This window comes from Providencia rettgeri, from assembly GCF_013702265.1.
Taxonomy (GTDB): Bacteria; Pseudomonadota; Gammaproteobacteria; order Enterobacterales; family Enterobacteriaceae; genus Providencia; species Providencia zhijiangensis.
Genome location: NZ_CP059348.1, coordinates 1,989,027 through 2,004,518 on the forward strand (window position 1 = coordinate 1,989,027; position 15,492 = coordinate 2,004,518).

The following is a 15,492-nucleotide window of genomic DNA, read 5'->3' on the forward strand; positions in this document are numbered from 1 at the left end:
AGGTTCGTAGTGTCTAACGACTTTTCAGCAGATGGCTTTCTAGCAAAAACAATTCCCGGTTTCCAACCTCGAGCTGCGCAGGTCACCATGTCTGACGCGGTTACTCAATCTATTGAGCAGCAGCATGTGCTGGTGGCTGAAGCGGGAACAGGAACAGGAAAAACCTATGCGTACCTCGTCCCTGCATTACGTAGTGGCAAAAAAGTGATTGTCTCTACGGGGTCGAAAGCACTGCAAGACCAACTTTATCACCGCGATCTCCCTACGATTATCGATGCGATGAACTACACAGGAAAAACGGCGCTATTAAAAGGGCGTTCAAATTACCTGTGTCTTGAAAGGTTAGATCAGCAATCCCTAGGTGGAGGTAGCCTAGAACCGGAGATCCTCGCTGCGGTTGTGAGATTACGCAGTTGGTCCATCGAATCAGAATTGGGGGATACCAGTACCTGCCATGATATTGCTGAAGATAGCCCCGTTTGGCCTTTAGTTACTAGCACCAACGATAACTGTTTAGGCAGTGATTGCCCCCGCTACCAAGAGTGCTTTGTACTCAAAGCGCGTCGTAAAGCTCTTGATGCCGATGTGGTGGTCGTTAACCACCATCTTTTTATGGCTGATAGAGTGGTGAAAAATACAGGTTTTGGGGAGTTGATCCCTCAAGCTGATGTGATGATCTTCGACGAAGCCCATCAAATCCCTGATATTGCAAGCCAATATTTTGGGCAGCAACTCAGTAGCCGGCAACTGTTAGATTTAGCTCGCGATATGATAATGACGTATCGTACAGAGCTAAAAGACCAAGCCCAATTGCAAAAAAGTGCCGATCGACTGACGCAAAGCACACTGGATTTTCGTCTTAACTTAGGGGAAAACAGCTTTAGAGGGAATTTACGGGAATTACTGAAATTATCCGAAGTTCAGCGAGCGTTAACGCTGCTGGATGATGCACTGGAACTCTGTTATGAAGTCATCAAAACGTCATTAGGGCGTTCCCAAAGTTTAGATTCTATTTTTGAGCGCGTGACGATTTACCGCAACCGTCTTAACCGCTTAAAGGATGTCACCATACCGGGTTATAGTTACTGGTTTGAGAGCTACGGACGCCACTTTTTATTAGCCTTAACACCACTCACTGTCGCTGATAAATTCAGTGAAATGATTGCGAGTACGCCGGCTAGTTGGGTGTTCACCTCGGCGACGCTTTCTGTGAACGAAAAACTCAGTCACTTTACGGATAGATTAGGGCTAAGTTCCGCGAAAACGTTGCTGCTTGCAAGCCCGTTTGATTATGAAAGCCAAACGTTGCTTTGCGTGCCTCGCTTTTTACCGGAACCTAATCAACGGGGTAGTGCTCAAAAGCTTGCCAATATGTTGCGCCCGTTAATTGAAAAAAACCGAGGTCGTTGTTTCTTTTTATGCACCTCTCATTTGATGATGAGGGAGCTAGCCGAAGAGTTTAAAGCGTCGCTGACATTGCCTGTTCTTATGCAAGGGGAAAGCAGCAAAAATAAATTACTGGCACAGTTTATTGCGGCAGGAAATGCTGTTTTGGTCGCTACGAGCAGTTTCTGGGAAGGGGTCGATGTCCGAGGCGATGAATTGACCTGCGTGATCATCGATAAACTCCCGTTTACTGCACCGGATGACCCGCTATTACGTGCTAGGATTGAAGATTGTGAACTCCGAGGCGGAGACCCATTTGCCGACGTTCAATTACCCGATGCCGTCATCACATTAAAGCAAGGGGTTGGGCGGTTGATCCGCGACACAAAAGATTACGGTGTTATTGTGATTTGTGACAATCGGCTCGTGACACGCCCTTACGGAGAGGTGTTTTTGCGAAGCTTGCCCCCTTCGCCACGTACGCGAGATTTGAATAAAGCGATTGAATTTTTGGCAACAAAGCGCGCGGAAGCGATTGAGAAACACTAATTTTATGCAATCCTGTGGGCGGTTTATGCTAAGATACCGCCCATCTTTCAGGTTGCCGTCATAAGGCGACAACAAAAAAACTAATATTTGCCGGAGTTTAGGCATGTCGAGTCGTATTCTAGCTGTTGATACAGCCACTGAAGCTTGTTCTGTCGCATTACTGTGCGACGGTGAAATTATTTCGCGTTTTGCCATCTCTCCTCGCGAACATACTCAAAAAGTATTGCCGATGGCAGAAGAAGTACTGGCGCAAGCAGGCATTAAACTAAATCAATTAGATGCACTAGCATTTGGGCGTGGCCCGGGTAGCTTTACTGGGGTTCGAATTGGTGTGGGCATTGCTCAAGGACTAGCGCTGGGTGCCGATTTACCCATGATCGGCGTTTCTTCGTTGATGGCGCTGGCACAAGGGGTATACCGCACAACGAATAGTTCCCGTGTGCTGGTGGCGATTGATGCGCGAATGTCTGAAATCTATTGTGCGCAATATCAACGCGATGAACGCGGTTTTTGGTTAGGTGAAGAAACGGAAGCTGTGATGCTACCCGCTGATTTCAAATTAAAATTTACGGAATTAGAAGGGCAATGGAGTCATGCAGGAACGGGCTGGGCGGCTTATCCTGAATTATTAGAAGGCTCATTGTTGACCGACAGCCTAATCACATTACCTGCAGCGCAAGATATGCTGCCAATTGCAGAGCAGCTGTGGCAGGCAGGAAAAGTGACTGCGGTCGAGAATGTCGAACCGACTTACTTGCGTAATGAAGTGACTTGGAAAAAATTACCCGGTCGCGAATAACGGGTCGTGAATAAATAGAAGCAGCATGATTTTTGTCGAATGAAAAAAATAGCTATCAGGGTAAAACCGATAGCTATTTTTTTAATCTAAGATATAGAATCGCTGTTTAATTGAGCTATTATTGAATAAATAAGCGTTAATAAAAATTGGATTGCACATATAATGTGATAAGGAATACCAGCAGTTTTAATACGAACTATCTCATTCTATAATGACGGCTAATTGGAGGTGGTAAATGAAAATTCAATTTAGCTACCGCTCAGCAATGAAAACGCTATTACTTGCGGGCATATTAGCGCTAGCAGGTTGTGTATCAATCCCTCAGTCTATTAAGGGGTCGGTACCTAATCCTGCAGATAATCTTAAGTCGGTACAAAATGCACCGGAGATGTATATCGGTCAAGAAGCGCGTTTCGGTGGTAAAGTGCTGTCTGTCTTTAATGAGCCAAAAAGAACGCGGATTGAGCTAGCCGTCATGACATTAAATAAATATGACGCTGCACCTGAATTAAACTCTCCGTCGCTTGGTCGTATTTACGCGTATATCAATGGGTTTGTTGAGCCAAACGATTTTAAAAACCGCTATGTCACTGTTGTGGGTAACATAACTGGAGAACAAGCGGGGAAAATCGGAGAGGTACCTTATCAGTATGTGACAATGAATGTCACTGGCTTCCAGCGTTGGAGTATTGCACAAAGTGTGATGATGCCACCGCCGGCAGGTCCATGGGGTTACGGGTATTATGGTTCCCCATATTACTATAATCATCCTTGGGGATGGGGCTATGGATACCCTGTGGGGCCCGCCCAAGTGCAGACGTATTTAACGGAAGATTAAGCAATAGTATTATTCTGCTAAAAATCCTAGTTAAGCTAGGATTTTTTTTATAAAAAAACTGAGCGGGAGTGGGCTATTAACTGCTTAATTCTCCAAAAATTCCTGACAACGGTGTATAATTACGGGTTATAAGCAGACTAAAGTTCTGGTGAATTAATCATAAGTTGAATAGGGCGGCATTGACCGCCTTATTTTTATCTCGAAGGAATGAAATTTATTTAGTGATATAGCTCCCAACCTTAACATTGTCTAATTTTCAAACTGGTACAATGAGTTAATAATTTGTTAAAGGGTTGTGTAAAATAATAACTCACTAAATTCAGGAGTGACATTTTGGAAAAAATCTGGCTAAAAAACTATCCTGCTGATGTACCTGAAGAAATAAGTCCTGATGACTTCGCGTCATTAGCAGAGTTACTTGAAAATGCCGTTTCTCAATATGCGGATCAGCCAGCGTTCATTAATATGGGCGCCGTAATGACCTACCGTAAACTTGAAGAGAGAAGCCGCGCATTTGCCGCCTACTTACAAAATGGACTGGGTCTTAAAAAAGGTGACCGAGTTGCTTTAATGATGCCAAACTTGCTGCAGTATCCTATAGCGCTGTTTGGGATTTTGCGTGCGGGTATGGTGGCGGTTAATGTTAACCCTCTGTATACCCCGCGAGAGTTAGAGCATCAGTTAAATGATAGCGGGGCGACAGCGATTGTCATCGTTTCTAACTTTGCGCATACATTAGAAAAAATCGTTTTTAATACCAAAGTTAAACACGTTATTTTGACCCGCCTGGGGGATCAGCTACCGCGTCCGAAAGCCACAATTGTGGATTTTGTGGTGAAATATGTAAAACGGTTAGTTCCAAAATACAATTTGCCGGATGCCATTTCATTTCGTCGGGCCATGCATCAAGGTTATCGAATGCAATATATCAAGCCGAATATTATTGGCGAAGATTTAGCATTCTTACAATATACCGGTGGCACGACAGGGGTAGCCAAAGGTGCGATGTTAACGCATCGTAATATGCTAGCAAATATTGCCCAAGCTAAAGCTGCGTATGGCCCTGTTTTACATTTTGGTCATGAATATGTGGTAACGGCACTTCCGCTTTATCACGTCTTTGCGCTTACCGTAAACTGCTTATTGTTTATTAGTGTGGGTGGTGTGAATCTACTTATCACCAACCCGCGAGATGTGCCAGATACGGTGAAACAATTATCCCGTTATCCATTTACATCGATCACGGGTGTTAACACGCTCTTTAATGCATGGCTGCAAAACCCGGAGTTTCAGAAGCTTGATTTTTCCCGTTTAAGACTGTCTGTTGGAGGCGGAATGCCTGTCCATAAAGCGGTTGCTCAGAAGTGGCAAGCGCTGACTGGGCGGCATTTACTCGAAGGTTATGGCTTAACAGAATGTTCCCCATTAGTTTCTGGTAACCCATATAATTTAACAGCTTATAGTGGTAGTATCGGGCTACCTGTTCCATCAACGGATGTGAAGTTTTTAGATGATGATGGGCATGAAGTTCCTCGCGGTACTGCTGGGGAAATGTGGGTAAAAGGCCCGCAGGTGATGAAAGGGTATTGGAATCGCCCTGATGCGACCAGTGAAGCTATCGTTGATGGTTGGTTAGCAACTGGTGATATCGCCGAAATAGATGACGAAGGCTATATTCGTATTGTTGATCGCAAAAAAGATATGATTATTGTCTCTGGATTTAATGTCTACCCGAATGAAATCGAGGATGTTATTTCCATGCATCCTGATGTTATCGAATGTGCAGCGATTGGGGTTCCAAGTGAAAGTACAGGGGAAGCGGTGAAGGTTTTTGTGGTTACCAAAAATTCTGCATTGACCGCTGCTGATCTAAAAACATTCTGCCGTCGTTCATTAACGGCTTATAAAGTACCGAAAATTTTTGAGTTTCGTGATGAGTTGCCGAAATCTAACGTAGGAAAAATTCTACGAAAAGAACTACGAGCCGAAGAGCAGCAAGCACGAGAAAAATCACCTTCATAGTCAACTAGCTAGTGAATTAACAAAAGCAATGTGTGTAACGCCGGTTTTTACCGGCGTTACTGTGTCAATCAGATACACTTAACCAAATTTATAATAAAGAGAAACTTGTTTTGAATTACCGTTTAGTCACAACAGATAGCGAATTAGCCCAAGTCTGCCAAGAGGCCAGTGATGCGCCGTGGTTAGCATTAGATACCGAGTTTGTTCGCACCCGAACCTATTACCCACAACTGGGTTTATTGCAGTTGTATGATGGAAAACAGGTTTCACTGATTGATCCGCTATTAATGACGGATTTTAGCCCATTTAAGGCGCTGTTAACCAATCCAAACCAATTGAAATTTTTACATGCAGGCAGTGAAGATTTAGAAGTATTTATGCATGATTTCGGTTGCGTGCCAGAGCCGATGATAGATACCCAAATCGTAGCGGCATTTTTGGGTTATCCCATTTCTTGCGGCTTCGCTACGCTGGTGGCAGAGCATTTGGGCATCGAGCTAGATAAAAGTGAATCTCGAACAGACTGGCTCGCGCGCCCTTTAAGTTTGAAGCAGTGTGATTATGCAACGGCGGATGTACTTTATTTACTGCCACTAGCCAAAATTTTGATGGAAAAAGTGACAGAAGCAGGCTATTTAGCTGATGCCCAAGACGAATGCCAGCGAGTGGTTGCTCGTCGTCAAAAAACAGTTAAACCTGAAAAAGCCTACTTAAATATCACCAATGCATGGCAATTACGCGATGAACAGCTTGCTTGCTTACAGCTGCTGGCGGCATGGCGTTTGGATCAAGCAAAAGCGCGGGATATGGCGATCAATTTCGTTATTAAAGAAGAAAACCTGTGGAAAGTTGCGCGTTATTTACCGGGCTCTTTAGGTGAATTGGATGCACTCGGCTTATCGGGACAAGAAATTCGCTGCCATGGTCGCCGCTTGTTAAGTATTGTCGAAGAAGCGAAGAAACTGGACGCCAGCCAGTATCCAGAACCTGTTGCTAATATTACTGAGCAGAGCCAATACAAAAGTATTTTTAAAGAGATCAAAGGGGTGGTGAAAGAGATCGCCGAGAATGAAAAATTCAACCCAGAGTTATTAGCATCTCGTCGACAAATTAACCAGTTATTAGCGGTGCATTGGGGGCTAAAAGAGAAATCCTGTCAGCCTGAACTACTTGCTGGTTGGCGAGGTCGGTTACTAGAAGCGCCATTAACCCAATTACTTAGCCAAGCGTAATCATAATAAAGGCACAAAATAGCGATAATTTTGTGCCTTTATGCCATTTTCAAATCACTTTTTTCTCTTGGGTATTTTGTTACTCATATCAATAAGCTTTATTCTCATCCCGTCAATATTAAATATTTATTCTTCTTTAAATAATGAAGATTATTATTTAGCACCAATCTAAAAATAACACCGTGCTTTGATATTAACGGCTCTATTTAATGCATTTCAATTCTGTAATTACTCTTAAAAAATAATAAATATAAATAAAAATCGAACTTAAAATAACCCATTACAGCGATGATTAACATTTATAGGGGGAGGGTTGTTTTATAGTTAATTGAAAAATAAAAAGAAAAAATATCATTCTAATACAATGATTTTTAATTGAATTATAAATCCTCTATTTGTAAATAAAACTCATTCTCATAAAATTATTTCCAGTTTGTGGGCCCGCAAATACGTCCAAGAGTACAGAGCAAAAAGCATCATCTCCTTTTAATTTCTTATTAAATGTATAAGGAAATAACGTATGAATAAAAGCACTAAAGTTACATTAATTGCTATGTTGGTGGGTGTTTCTACTTGTGCGAGTGCGGTAACGGAATCTGCACAGAGCCAAACGTATGAAACAGAAAGATCGAATGTAACGGTAGGAGAAACCCAAGCTTCTCATGGGCCTCATGGGGGTGCTGTAGGTTCTCCGGGTATTGGCCATCGTTATAAAGGCGAAGGAAAAAGAATATCATTCTCAAGTTTAGCGAGAATTGTGATGTTCCCTAAAGAAGGTAATGTTTATGTTGTTCCTGCAACGCCAAACGGTAATATCGATATGGGGAAATTTCAGTTTTCTAAAATCGCCGATGCTGAAGTTTATTATGGGGATTGGTCACAAACTGGAACAGAAGACGATGCTAAGCACACTGCATTCTTCTCTGGCCAAGATGCGACAACAGCTGTGCCAACCGAAGGTAAAGTTACTTACACCATAGCGGGAATTAACCAATATGATGGTGAGAAGAAGCTTCCAGGTAGTTTTGAGGCGAACTTTGGTGATAAGGACTATGTTGGTTCATTACAAGGAACTGCACACCAGTATGATTTTAAAGGGCAAATAATGGATGGTGGATCGTTTTCTGGAGATGCCATTGTTAAAAATCTCGAAAATACTCAGCAGAATACAGGTTTGAGTTATGGGCGCTTCTTTGGTGAGAATGCGGAACATGTTGGTGGTGTGTTGGTATTTAATGATAATCACAAACATGATATCGCCTTTGGTGGTAGCCAAATCGAAGAGTAATTTCTTTATTTAACACTCTTTGTTTAGCAATATCGTTGTTATCAGGTAGGCAAAAGTTATTTTGCCTACCTGTGTTTTTATGGAAGAAGAAAAAGGAAGACGGATGAAAAAAATAATCAGCAAGATTGAGGTATTAATTCTATTATTGTTCTCTGTAAATTCATTTTCTGAGCAAAATTATGGACAACAACAATATGGGCAACAACAATATGAACAAATAATCGGGTTTTTAACTGAAATAAATAACACGAGAAATAACTCGTTAAATATAATTCCACTTAAAATAAACAAAAATGTCGACGACCTTGGTTTTATTCTTTATGATTTAGTCAATCGGCAGCAATTCCAAAAAATCGATGAAATATTGCCTGATTATATGAATGATATAAATCACGATAAAGGTATGGTGGATTATATTTCAGCAGAGAGAGCTTATTTTAATGGTGATTACCCATTAGCACTAAAGTTTTATTTAAAAATAGTTAATGGAAACCCTAACTCAGTGTTTGCTGAAATGAAATTAGCACATGTGTATATAAAAAATAGCTATCATCATGAAGCATTAACGTTATACAAGAAAATAAAAAACAAATATCGATTAGGTTTACCTGAAGAACGAATAAAACAGATAGACAGTGAAATTACAGCATTAGAAAATCGAGCTAATTGGCAGGGGAATTTTAATGCGGATTTAAAGTATGACACAAACTATACCGAGGCTCACGGTAACAAGGAGCAGCAATGTAATTCGATGTGGTGCATGCAAGGTAGCGAAATCAAATCCGGTTTGGTGTACGGGTTTTCAGGGAATACCAACAAAGTTCTTTGGCAATATCGAGGGCACTCGCTATTAGCTGGCATAGGTGGCCATGTGTTGGAATATCCACATCGCTCAGTAAAAAGGCGTTTTTCAACTTACTCATCAGTAAGTTATCAGTATCTTTATGGAAATAAAAAGGTCACGTTTTCACCAATTGTAGATATTAATTGGCGGGGGCATTTATTTGATTATTATAGTGTAGGGGCGAGCATTACTGGGGCATATTCCCCCAGCAATAAGCTTTATCTGCTATCCAATCTAACGTATAAAAATCAAATTTTCTTTGGTAAGCGAATATCACGCTCAGGTTATGATATTAATTATAGTATGACGGCAATTTACTCGGTTAATCCGCAATGGAGTCTATTTTCAAATATATATGGCGGTAAAAATATTGAAAAATATAAAAGTGATAGCTATCAAGTATCAGGTTTAACAGTGGGATCAGTTAATGTTTTTGGCTCGAATAAGTTAGTCAATAAACTGACAAGTAGCAATTATGATTTTTTTGATTTCGACAGTGCACTTAATACAAAACGTAGCGATGAATCGTGGGAGTTAAATAGCCAAATAACTCTATTAGGTCATACATTTCTATCATTAACACCAACACTCTATATTAATTACAAATTCAATGATAGCAGCGCAAAAATAAGCTATTCCTATAATAAAAGCGAAGTGGGTTTAAATTTAAGTAAAACGTTTTAGTTCGTATTGAGATTTAATATGAAAGTAACAGCAGTGGTGGCAATGAAAATTGCCACAGGGTTAACTATGGGTGTCATTTCACTTTCGTCTTATGCCAACTCAAGGGAACAGGTGGGCAATATACAGGTAAAAGACCAGACTGATACGATTAAAATGCGGGATCAAAAAGGTGCGGATGACCAATATGATAAAGATGAATCAAATATCTATATCAGTAAAGAAGCGGCCGAACGCTATAAAGGCACTAACCCCGCTGATATTTTGAACCACGGTGTCGGTGTTTATAGTGGGGATGCACGTAATAGTGGGGCGTTAGACCCAAATGTGCGAGGCATTCAAGGTCAAGGGCGTGTACCTGTTACTGTAGACGGTACGGAGCAAGCCATCACCGTGTGGCGTGGCTACAATGGTGCCAATAACCGAAACTATGTAGACCCCAATATGATCAGCAGTATTACTGTAATAAAAAGCCCGATGTTAGATCGTGATATTCGTACCTCTATTGGCGGTGGAGTGGCAGTAAAAACCCTCAGCATAGATGATATTGTCCCATCAGATGAACGTTTTGCTGTCGACCTTAAATTGGAAACACGCACTAATTCGACAAAACCTCGGATTAACCAATTGCACCTTGGGAGTGATTATCGAGATGACCCGGAACTGATGGAGAGTGCAGCCAAGTATAATGATAGTCTGTCGTTAGTGAAGTTCAGAGACCCTAAGACAGTAGCAGAGCCAGACCAACCAGGAAGTTCTAATTTTTTTAATTTAAAAGACAGTGCGATGCGAGTGGCTCTGGGGTTACGGCAAGATAAATTTAACTTGCTATTTGCTTATAGTCATCGAAACCAAGGTAACTACTTTGCAGGGCGTCATGGTGCAAACTATTTCCGCAAGCCTATTGTCACTCGAGACAAGAGATATTCTAGTAAAACATTAGACCCTAATGTCCCCTTTGTTGCCAATGTCTACTTACCGACCAAAGAAGTAGGGAATACCTCCAGTAATATCGAAACTTTCCTTCAAAAAATGAATTTGCAGCTCTCTGAATCACAGAGTGTCTCCCTCGGCTATGTACATACTAAAAGCCATTATGGGGAGATTATGCCCTCGCAAATTCGTTTTCATGACTTGGCAGGGGAAATTCCCCAATGGCCGTTGGCAAATCTTAGCTTAGGCTCTTTCTATGTTAACTATGGATTTAAACCCAGTGAACAACCGTTTATTGATTTTCAGTTAAGTTATTGGCTAACAAAAATGGATTTAAACTCCAATACGGCGGGTGACTTGCCTAGGCAAGCGATGGAGTATGACTGGTATGTAAATGGTAATCGTAGAAATCCACATGTTAATGGGAAATTAGTGGATGGAATAAAACTGAGTCAACTCAATGATAGACAAGGGATTTCCTTATCTAATAAGACCCAATTACTGCCTAGCTTTGATGTGACTTTTATTGGTAACTTTACGAATGAGAAAATTCACAGTCATGATGATATTTATGACCCTAATGCGGAAATACCTAAATACAGTACATTTCGAGCGATACCTCGTGAAGGAAAGCGCCAAGAGTACAGTGGAGCAATTAGATTGGATTGGCGACCAACGGATTGGCTAAATGTCAATGCAGGTATTCAGTATCAAAATTATTGGTCGCGAGATTTATTAAGAGAACGCCGATTAAAAGTAAAAGATGAGCGCTTTGCTGTGCATCAAATTGAGACAGCCATGAACTTTGAATACTCTCGACCGTTAACGGAAGAGGAAGCGCGTAAAGTGAGAGAATATGTGGATAGTCAAGGGCGTACTTTTGATGGTTACAATAAGATAGGTCTCTGGCCGGACAGTAGCATTGGTACATCTAAAATTGAATGGTTTGTCGCAGAAGCGTTATCACTCCCTAAGTATTCCCTAAAAAAAGCCGAACACTATTATACAATCCAAGAAGAGCATGAAGGATTTCGTATTACCGGATTCGACTATATCAAATGGCGAGTGGATGAAGATGGCAAACTCACTACGGAGAATAACCCATTCTATAATGGGGAAATTGACCTATCAGAAGAAGTGATTGACCCGATTAGCCAGAAAAAAGTGAAAGCAATCATAGCCTATCGCGCTCCAAATAAAGAATGGGACTATATTTCAGTCAGTGAGAATGAAAAGTATAAAAACCCAGGTAAACGTATTAATTCCGCGTGGAGCCCATCATTGGGAGGTTCAATTTACCTTTCAGAAAATGATCGCGTTTTTGCTCGCTATGCCGAAACCGTTAGAATGCCAAGTATTTTTGAAGATACCATCGGTTTTTCTGGTGGAGGTAAAGTCACTATAGTGCATCGCCCCTTTAAGCCAGAACGCAGCCATACTTTTGAAATCGGTTATGTACGTAATTTGCAAAGTTGGTTAAAAGCAGAAAATGCCGCCGATTTTAGAATCAACTATTACCATAATATTATCGATAATGCGTTTGACCGTGATGGTAATTTGGTTTTTGCGCAAATGGATCAGCACAGAACCGCCGGATTAGAAGTGTTAGCTCGCTATGATAATGGGCGTTTCTTTGGCGATTTAGGGGTAGATTTCCGGCTGAAAAATGAAGTTTGTGACGATGCTTCGATGGCTCGTTTAGACCCGTTGAACAAGTACAAAGGGTCAATATGTACTGAAGGCGGTTTCCCGCATGGTTACCTCCGAACTCAGTTACAACCTAAATACAGCATCCATACTAATCTCGGTATGCGCTTCTTTAATGAAAGTTTGGAAGTTGGCGGGCGTGTACGATATCACGCCAAGACAGAAAATAAAGATGAAGCACAGATGGCGAGCAAGTTTGGTCCTTCCTATTCACCTTTAAACAATAATCCGATGAGTTGGAATGCAGTATTTGTTACTGATGCCTATGTCACTTATCAAGTGAATAAGAACCTGTTAGTGGAGTTGTTAGCCTCTAACGTATTAAACGAATATTACATTGACCCATTGACGCGTAGCATGATGCCTGCGCCGGGAAGATCTCTTCGTTTAAGTGTGACCAGTCACTTCTAAGGCTCAGCCCCAGCAAGTATGCATTGCTGGGGCTGATTAGGAATATCGCCATGAATTATTTTCGAATTTATTATGGATTACCGCTTTCTGGCTTATTACACGGCACAATTATTTATTTCTGTTTTTTTGCGTTCAATTCATTGTCATTCAAAATGACAGCACCGTTAATTTCGCCCGTGGTGACCGTCGCGTTAACTCAGTTTTTAGTTGAGCAACAAGTGAGTATCCCCCAAGAAAGCCAATCGGTAACTGGCGGTGAACTCAATGCCATTGAAGAGTTTGAGTACGCGAATATCAAGGTTAGCAAACAGCGCAGCCAGCAAGATAATGCCTCAAATATCGTCGCTGAAAAAACACCCAAAGAAGTGAAATCTGAAAAGCGTAATCCTGTAAAAAATAAGGCTAAGCCAGAAGAAAAAGCCAAGAAAGAAAGCCTTCGGGATGATTTACAAACCCAAAGAGCAAAAGAAGGCGAAAACACAACAAATTCTTTAGCTGCAGGGCAGCAAGATGACCTCACTCATTTTTCTGATGGTGAAAATAACACCAATGCCAAACAACGCTATCTAGACCAGATCAAACGGGAAATTGATAGCCATAAACAGTACCCGCGACGAGCACGCAAAATGCGTATGCAAGGGGATATTCAGGTTCAGTTTGATGTCACAGAGAACGGTGAGTTGGTCAATGCAAAAGTGGTAGATTCAGAAATGAGTCAATTTTTCGAACAAGCGATATTGGATGCAATTAGGCGTAGCAAGCCACTCGGCAAGCCACCTGAAAACATGAATAGAAAAATGACATTAGAAATTAACTTCAGATTAGACTAGTACTGAAATCAACAATAAAATCAAGCCGCTATGGCGTTATTTAATATAGCGATATAGCGGCATTGTACAATATTACTGTTCTGCGGGTTTTGCTTCTTTGACGTCTTTACCTTCTTCCGCTTCAGGAAGGGTGACGTTTAATTCGAGAACAGAAATATCATCATCTTTTTGTTCAAATTGTACGGATAACATTTCTGGGTCAACTTGAACATACTTGCAAATAACTTGCAAAATATCTCGCTTCATATCAGCAAGATAAGCTGGCTCACTATCACCGCGGCGACGTTCAGCAACGATGATCTGCAGTCGCTCTTTTGCGATATTTGCTGTCGTCTTTTTTCTCGACAGAAAGAAATCCAATAAAGCCATTATTTATCCCCCAAATAGACGCTTTAAGAAGCCTTTTTTCTCTTCTTCAATGAAACGCATAGGGCGATCTTCACCTAAAATACGTTCTACACAGTCGCTATATGCTTGTCCTGCTTCAGAGTCAGAGTCCAGAATGACAGGTTCACCTTGGTTAGATGAACGTAAAACAGACTGATCTTCTGGGATCACACCCACTAATGGAATGCACAGAATTTCCAAAACGTCTTCCATACTCAGCATATCACCACGAGTTACTCGACCTGGGTTATAGCGAGTTAACAATAAACGTTCTTTAATTGGGTCTTGACCTTTTTCTGCGCGGCGTGATTTAGAGGATAAAATCCCTAAAATACGGTCTGAGTCACGAACAGAAGAGACTTCTGGGTTAGTTGTGATAATGGCTTCATCAGCAAAATAAAGCGCCATTAATGCACCACTTTCAATACCGGCAGGAGAGTCACAGATAATAAAGTCAAACGCCATTTCGTTGCTGAGTTCATCCAGAATTTTCTCAACACCTTCACGAGTCAGAGCGTCTTTATCACGAGTTTGTGATGCAGGAAGAATATAAAGGTTTTCAGTGCGTTTATCTTTGATTAACGCCTGATTAAGAGTTGCATCACCTTGGATAACGTTAACGAAGTCATAGACTACTCGACGTTCACACCCCATGATTAGGTCAAGGTTACGCAGACCGATATCGAAATCGATAACTACGGTTTTCTTCCCTTTTTGAGCTAGGCCGGTAGCTATGGCCGCGCTTGAAGTGGTTTTACCAACGCCACCTTTACCTGAAGTAACAACAATTATGCGTGCCATGAATAATTCCTTGTAAATAAGGTCTAATTTAAGTATTCAATATTAAGTTTGTTATCAACTAAACAAAGTTTAGCTGCTTTGGCGAGAAATTCAGTAGGTATCTGATCACTCAACCAATACTCGCCTGCAATGGACACTAGCTCTGCTTGCAAATGAGTACAATAAATCTGGCTTTCCATATCACCAGAGGCACCAGCAAGGGCACGACCTCTCATAACGCCATAGATATGAATATTACCATCTGCTAATAATTCTGCACCTGCACTAACATTACTTGTGACGATGAGATCACTATTTGGTGCATAAATACGCTGACCTGAACGAACAGGAGTATTGATAATACGGGTTTTGCGATAAGCAGATTCGATAGGAGCAGGTTGCGGGGCAATATCAGATTTCGCAAAAGAGACGTCATCCGTTGAAGGTTCTGGCGCTTTTTTGCTTTTACCTTCAATAAGCACTGGCAAGCCCGCTTCATTGATCTTTTGTCTTAACAGTGGATCAGTACAACCACTGACGCCCACAATTCGAAGACCAGCAGAGACAATCGCTTTGTGAATACTGTACATATCCGCGTGGTGAGTTAATTCTGCAACATTAATAACAACAGGGGCATTTTTAAGAAAATCAGGAGCCTGATTGACCTTGTCTTGCAGCGCTTTTTTGATGAGTTTAGGCTCTTCACTGTGTAAGTGAATGACTGAAAGAGTAAAACTGCTGCCTTTAAGTTCTATTGGCGATTGTGGCATCTATCTAGACTCAGCAAATTAAAATTTCCGAAACA

General features: G+C 41.3%; 12 protein-coding genes. 9 read left to right on the forward strand and 3 right to left on the reverse strand.

The genetic code is table 11. From position 1 onward, the window contains the following. Positions 1 to 9: 9 nt before the first annotated feature. The 9 genes from H0913_RS09165 to H0913_RS09205 all read left to right on the forward strand — a co-directional run bounded on the left by H0913_RS09165 (position 10) and on the right by H0913_RS09205 (position 13,520). On the forward strand, positions 10 to 1,935 hold the full coding sequence (locus H0913_RS09165) for an ATP-dependent DNA helicase (protein WP_181478610.1): 1,926 nt from the start codon (positions 10 to 12) through the stop codon (positions 1,933 to 1,935). A 103-nt stretch (positions 1,936 to 2,038) separates the two neighbouring features. Beyond that, on the forward strand, positions 2,039 to 2,734 hold the full coding sequence (gene tsaB / locus H0913_RS09170) for a tRNA (adenosine(37)-N6)-threonylcarbamoyltransferase complex dimerization subunit type 1 TsaB (RefSeq protein WP_181478612.1): 696 nt from the start codon (positions 2,039 to 2,041) through the stop codon (positions 2,732 to 2,734). A 235-nt stretch (positions 2,735 to 2,969) separates the two neighbouring features. Beyond that, the gene (locus H0913_RS09175) at positions 2,970 to 3,572 is read left to right on the forward strand and encodes a Slp family lipoprotein (RefSeq protein ID WP_154603886.1); all 603 of its coding nucleotides are present in this window, start codon (positions 2,970 to 2,972) and stop codon (positions 3,570 to 3,572) included. 333 nt (positions 3,573 to 3,905) lie between these two features. Continuing rightward, positions 3,906 to 5,594 (forward strand): long-chain-fatty-acid--CoA ligase FadD, encoded by a 1,689-nt coding sequence (fadD, locus tag H0913_RS09180; protein ID WP_181478614.1) that lies wholly within the window; start codon positions 3,906 to 3,908, stop codon positions 5,592 to 5,594. Between the two features lie 110 nt (positions 5,595 to 5,704). Then, positions 5,705 to 6,826: a ribonuclease D gene (rnd, locus tag H0913_RS09185; protein WP_181478616.1), complete on the forward strand. Its 1,122-nt coding sequence runs from the start codon at positions 5,705 to 5,707 to the stop codon at positions 6,824 to 6,826. 520 nt (positions 6,827 to 7,346) lie between these two features. Further along, on the forward strand, positions 7,347 to 8,114 hold the full coding sequence (locus H0913_RS09190) for a Slam-dependent surface lipoprotein (protein ID WP_154637758.1): 768 nt from the start codon (positions 7,347 to 7,349) through the stop codon (positions 8,112 to 8,114). A gap of 79 nt (positions 8,115 to 8,193) precedes the next feature. Further along, entirely contained in the window at positions 8,194 to 9,642 is a 1,449-nt protein-coding gene (locus H0913_RS09195) for a surface lipoprotein assembly modifier (protein ID WP_154637757.1), read from the forward strand. Positions 9,643 to 9,660: 18 nt separating this feature from the next. Further along, positions 9,661 to 12,690 (forward strand): TonB-dependent receptor domain-containing protein, encoded by a 3,030-nt coding sequence (locus H0913_RS09200; RefSeq protein ID WP_181478618.1) that lies wholly within the window; start codon positions 9,661 to 9,663, stop codon positions 12,688 to 12,690. A gap of 50 nt (positions 12,691 to 12,740) precedes the next feature. After that, the gene (locus tag H0913_RS09205) at positions 12,741 to 13,520 is read left to right on the forward strand and encodes an energy transducer TonB (RefSeq protein WP_232368846.1); all 780 of its coding nucleotides are present in this window, start codon (positions 12,741 to 12,743) and stop codon (positions 13,518 to 13,520) included. 72 nt (positions 13,521 to 13,592) lie between these two features. Here H0913_RS09205 and minE read toward each other — a convergent pair whose 3' ends face one another. From minE to minC, 3 genes are read right to left on the reverse strand one after another with little or no spacing between them, the layout of a single operon-like run. Beyond that, on the reverse strand, positions 13,593 to 13,889 hold the full coding sequence (gene minE / locus H0913_RS09210; protein ID WP_036948203.1) for a cell division topological specificity factor MinE: 297 nt from the start codon (positions 13,887 to 13,889) through the stop codon (positions 13,593 to 13,595). Between the two features lie 3 nt (positions 13,890 to 13,892). Then, positions 13,893 to 14,708, reverse strand: coding sequence for a septum site-determining protein MinD (gene minD / locus H0913_RS09215; protein ID WP_154603880.1), 816 nt, complete (start codon positions 14,706 to 14,708; stop codon positions 13,893 to 13,895). Between the two features lie 23 nt (positions 14,709 to 14,731). Next, positions 14,732 to 15,457: a septum site-determining protein MinC gene (gene minC / locus H0913_RS09220; RefSeq protein ID WP_154626774.1), complete on the reverse strand. Its 726-nt coding sequence runs from the start codon at positions 15,455 to 15,457 to the stop codon at positions 14,732 to 14,734. Positions 15,458 to 15,492: the final 35 nt, after the last annotated feature.